The 637-nt window shown below is 39.1% G+C and carries 1 protein-coding gene; it reads right to left on the bottom strand.

Annotated elements, in window-relative coordinates; genetic code table 11:
- Window positions 1-637: bifunctional demethylmenaquinone methyltransferase/2-methoxy-6-polyprenyl-1,4-benzoquinol methylase UbiE (ubiE, locus tag IE313_RS36705; RefSeq protein ID WP_229925206.1), on the bottom strand; the 637-nt coding region annotated here is incomplete at both ends.

The raw sequence follows: 637 nt of genomic DNA, 5'->3' as shown, positions 1-637 counted from the left end.
AAAACCCTTCAATAGATTGCGGCAAATAAGAATAAGCGCCATAATTTTTACTGATAGCCCCTCCCACTAAAGGCAAAACCTTATTCGTGTAAAACCCTGAGATTTTATCCAGCCATGTGGGGTTGTCCTTTTTTAAAAATTCTAAAATCACTAAAACGCCCCTAGGCTTTAACACCCTAAAAAACTCTTTTAAGGCCTCTTGTCTTTCCACGATATTACGCAAGCCATACGCAATGGAGAGAATATCCACGCTGTTATTTTCAACGCCTTTTAAATCTTTGGCTTGAGCCTGAATGAAAGAAGCTTTGTTTTCAAGCTTTTCAAATTTTTTAACGGCTAATTCAAGCATGTTATTAGAAGGGTCAATCCCCAAACATTCCTCAAACTCTATAGCGCAATTTAAAGCGCTTTTTTGCCAAGCAACAAGCATGTCCCCCGTTCCGCATGCCACATCCACAAGCCTTAAGGCTTTCTTGTTTTCCAAAAACAAAAACGCATGCTCGCAAGCCCTTTCTCGCCATTTAACATCTAAGCCAAAACTCATCAAGCGGTTGGCTTGATCATAAGAGCTGGCTATATCATCAAACAAGTTGATGATTTTTTCTTGCTTGAGATGCTTTTCTTTTTTCATGACTTT

This window comes from Streptomyces sulfonofaciens (assembly GCF_014656295.1).
GTDB classification, from domain to species: domain Bacteria; phylum Actinomycetota; class Actinomycetes; order Streptomycetales; family Streptomycetaceae; genus Streptomyces; species Streptomyces sulfonofaciens.
The sequence above is the reverse complement of the archived record's forward strand: the minus strand, read 5'-3'. Positions and strand labels throughout refer to the sequence as shown.